This is a genomic window from Microcoleus sp. Z1_A1 (assembly GCF_036700305.1).
In the GTDB taxonomy this organism is placed as follows: Bacteria; Cyanobacteriota; Cyanobacteriia; order Cyanobacteriales; family Microcoleaceae; genus Microcoleus.
Genome location: NZ_JAUBOR010000094.1, coordinates 1 through 4,115 on the forward strand (window position 1 = coordinate 1; position 4,115 = coordinate 4,115).

Genomic DNA, 4,115 nt, shown 5'->3' on the forward strand with positions numbered 1-4,115 from the left:
AGGCTATGAATGCCCATTCTTGTGACTACTTTCCTATGCCTGACCTCATTCCCGAATTTCAGACCTGAATCCTTACCAGAAAAGTTACTACGTCAACGGCAATTACAATGGCAAAGGCTAAGGCAACTTGGGTAACAATTGGTCTCCAGTCATTACCTTGTTGTGCTTGGTTGTAGGCGAAAAGAGAAGCGGCTGCTACTAACAAAAGAAATGCTCCGCGAATTAAGTTGAAAATCAGTTCGATGACTTCGGCATCAATAGCTTCGCCTCCTGCTGAAGAGGCTCCTTCTGCGAGTTCTTGCATAAATTCTTCTAAGCCGGAGAGGAAGAGGGCGTTGGCTGGGGAATCGAGTACGGAGCAAAGTGCAGTAGAGGTGATAATGGCAGTGGCAATGTGCCAAAAGCGAATTTTGCAGCCTATGTATCGCTCTACAATGGGAATAGCTCTAGTGAGGTGCCATAAACTCAAAAACACAATGCTGGAGCAGCCTAAAGTCGCAATTAAGAGCGGGTCATGAAGGCTGAAGTAGATGAGTGAGGTTAGGCAAATGCCGAGGAATGGAAGGTCGCCCAGTTTTATTTTCTGTTGTTTTAACCAGCGTGATAATGAGTTGCGGTTTCGTTCATTTCTTGTTTGGTCTAAGTAAGTAGCCATGTCACTCTCTTGATAAATTTAGTGCTTTAATGCCAATTTAAGTGGTATCTAATACCTGCAAAATCACCAAATACGGTGATTTTATATAGTGACAATTACCCCCTCCATTTGGAGGGTGCAAGTGAAATAACTTATTTCAAATTTCCATCTCCACCTCAGTTTTTTTAGCTTCCTGCTTGTTGGAGTTCTGGTTTTGAGCAAGTTGCTGTTGGGATAGGAGATTTTCTACTACTTCTGGTGGAATGTCGCACAAAAGTACCTCAACATTACCTTTTTGGAGGCTAGCCTCAAAAACTATCTCACTGTGAGAGTTAAAGCCTTTGACAGTACCCTTCGACTTGGATTTATCGCTGAATTCGACTTCAAAGTCGAGGCGCGAGCCTTGGGAATCGGTAAAGCTCACTTCATCCTGACCGCTTCTCTTTACCATTTCAGCTAGCCGCTCTTGGTTGAGAGCTTGTTGAAAAATCTTTAAGCGGTCGAGTTCTTCTTTTTCTTCAGGTTTCAGGAAGTCGTTTGTAACTTCCCATTCTCCAGTTTTATCCTGTACTGCTGAAAACAGTTCCTCGCCTTCCTTAGTTTTTAAGCTGACAGCGGTAGAGGAGTCAAAATTTGTTACATAAAGTTTGGCTTCTCCTAAATCAACCCCATCTTCTAATGCAATGCCTTCCGCATTTGCTTCTTCTTCAGCTAGGCTGTAAATTTTTGCCAGTGTTGCTGCAAGTTGGGAGTCCTGAGTAAGATTTTGGGCGGTCACAGTGATTTTTTTAGCAGTAGCGTTAGCGCTGCTAGCTGGGATTGTTGATTCTAAGGAAATTTTTTCACCTATTTCTGTTCCGTTTTGTACGAATTGGTCGCTGAGGGATGGAGTCGAGCTGTCGGGCGGTTCTAATTTTGCATCGCCAGCTTGAACGCCTGTCTCGCTTTTTTGAAGAGAAAGTTTGTTCTCTAAAGCTTCTATTCGCTCTTCTAGGGTATCGAGTCGCTTTTCAAGTCGGTTGAGTGCTTCATTTATTTGTACGAGTTGTTCTTCAAAACTCGCCTCTGTGTCAATCTTAATAGCAGCCGTTTTTTCAGAAGTGTTGTCTCTCACACTGCCGGAAATTTTATCAACTTTTCCGTGAACTTTGCTAACAGCTTTAGCTAAGAGCATACCGGGTGTTGACACAAATTCGGCATCCGGTTCAGGTAAGATGTTTTGTTCCGGTTCTGGCTTCGGTTCAGCTATCGGTAAAGCTTCGGATTCGACCATTGCATCTGCAACTGAATCCGCTTCAACCAAGTTGGTAACTCGCTGGGAGAGCGAGTCAGCCCGCTGGCTTTGAGCTTGGAGCCTTTTGACAATACCGGCAACTTGGCGCTCTTGGACAGCCCCAAGAGCAGCTTCTATAATTTGAGAAGCTGCTTTTTTGCCAATCAGAGTAGCGAGAACTGCAACTTGACCGCTCATACCGCTGACAGTTGTACCTTCTACCTCATTTCCAGAAATGGCTGTTCTACCACTAACTTGTACAGCAGCATCGAGGATACTATCGATGTTCTGGTCGTTTGATTTTTTGCCTTGAGGTCGCTGTTGGCTCGTTCGGGTTTTTGAAGGTGTGCGTGCTAAGGATTCAGCAACTTCTACCGCTTCATCTGTCTGAAGTTTTCTTTTGGCTTGGGATTTAGCTGATAATTCTTCGTCTTCCAAATCTTCTCGCTCAGAGTTTTGAAGGTGGCTTTTAGTTTGAGGCTTAGCTTTAGGTTGAGGTTCTTTGACTTCAAACTCATCTAACTCACTTAGTTGATTTCTCGGAGAGCGGTTTAAGGCTTTAGATTTAACCAGTGGTTCCTCCGAATCCAACTCCTCTAGGTCATCTTTGGGAGGTCTAGTTTTGGTTTGAGAGTGGGGTGATGGCTCGTCATCCTCCCAACTTTCTATTTCATTTTTTTGTGATTTGGTATTGGCTTTAAATTTCGAGCGACGCGAGGGTTCATCATCCTCTAATTCATCTAGCAAATCGTCTTTTTTAGACTTGGTTGCCGCTTTTGATTTAGACGTGGAGGAGGGTTCATCATCCTCCAATTCATTTAGTAAATCGTCTTTTTTAGACTTGGTGGTCGCTTTAGATTTAGACTTGGGGGAGGGTTGCTCATCATCCAATTCATCTAGTAAATTGTCTTTTTTAGACCTTGTTTTAGTTCGAGGCGAATCGAGTAACGCCTCAATTCCTGTTTTAGTAAATCGGTTGTCGTCGGGCTCTCCCAAGTGTTCCATCATGTACTTTCCTGTGGTAGAGCCGTACTCAGGTCGATCGCTCAAACTGAGGACGAGTCCGTTGTGCTTGACCTCCACGCTAATGCCAGGTTTGCCGTCTGCTTCCGTTAGTTCTTCAATTGCATCGGCAAAATCTTCTACGCTGGTGAGTCCGTTTTCCAGGCAGTAATCTAAAGCTTTCTCGCAGCGATTTCTTAGGTAGTTGAGGATTTTCTTGCCCTCGGCTGTGTTAGGGGTGATGTAGTTTCCCTGGCTTCGGCTTCGGGATGCTGTTTTTGTAGCCATAATCTTTGTGGCGGGGTGAGTGGATATTTCCCATGAAATTCGAGCAGTGTGGCTAGTGACTTCACTCTAAAGTGCGGTTTTGGGGAGTTAAAGTGACCCCCTCCAATCGGAGGGGGAATCGTCGCCCACTAATAATTAAGCTGCTACGCATCTAAAATATCTGTTGGTTGGGGAGGGGGAGAAAGAGAGGGGGAGAGGGGGAGAAACTTTGACGCTTTTCCCACAAAGATTGAAGTATACAATTTAAAGGCGCGACAGCTTATCCCCTGTTTGAAACTCACTAAAAAACTAACTGTTCGGTCAACGAGCTTTCCTGGTGTTCACACCTACCCGCTCTTAGCTGTGCGGTAGTTGATGTAAAAGTTGTGTATCTGCATCTCTTTTTTTTGAAGATGTAGAAGCTAATTCAGCATCAACCTCTCTGAGGTATTTGATAAACTGAGAGCTGCTGTTTTCAGAAAGCTTCTTAATGATTTGACCTGTTTTCAAGTCAGCAGCCAAGACCGGATTATCAGCTTCATCTCTGACTAAACACCTAACATTATTGCGAGATTGGCTAATAAAAGCTGTCCAGTTTCCCACAGGGATTTTAGTTTCTCCAGTTTGGTTATATGCTTCAGAAATCGCATCTTTCAGCAATTGTGAGAGGTGGGTGGGGCTGGCAGCAATGCCTTCGGGTTGAGATGGCGGTTTGTTTTGGGTAGGGGTTGGCGATACAGATAGCGATCGCTTTTGACAAGTGGTTGGGGATACGGATTGCGATCGGTTTGGACAAGGGGTGGGCGCGACTTCTGAAAGTTCCTCAACTGATTCAATTAGTTGCACAGAGCTAGGGTTGATGTTTAAGATCAGAGCGCTGCCTTTAGGCGAGGGTTCAATAGTGGCCTCAAAGGTAGTGCCGATCGGCAATTTAGGTGA

2 protein-coding genes and 1 pseudogene are annotated in these 4,115 nt (G+C 44.6%); all 3 read right to left on the bottom strand.

The features are described 5' to 3' along the window. Positions 1–58: 58 nt before the first annotated feature. Positions 59–655 carry a hypothetical protein gene (locus QT973_RS26730; RefSeq protein WP_333392551.1) on the bottom strand — a complete coding sequence of 199 codons (597 nt, stop codon included), beginning with the start codon at positions 653–655 and terminating at the stop codon, positions 59–61. Positions 656–791: 136 nt separating this feature from the next. Continuing rightward, positions 792–3,197 (bottom strand): hypothetical protein, encoded by a 2,406-nt coding sequence (locus QT973_RS26735; protein ID WP_333392553.1) that lies wholly within the window; start codon positions 3,195–3,197, stop codon positions 792–794. Between the two features lie 336 nt (positions 3,198–3,533). Then, a pseudogene (locus tag QT973_RS26740) lies at positions 3,534–4,115 on the bottom strand (hypothetical protein); the annotation flags it as partial.

What these genes read in the sequence shown, in the direction of transcription:
- QT973_RS26730 (WP_333392551.1), bottom strand. Translation starts at nt 655, where the DNA reads ATGGCTACTTACTTAGACCAAACAAGAAATGAACGAAACCGCAACTCA.
- QT973_RS26735 (WP_333392553.1), bottom strand. Translation starts at nt 3,197, where the DNA reads ATGGCTACAAAAACAGCATCCCGAAGCCGAAGCCAGGGAAACTACATC.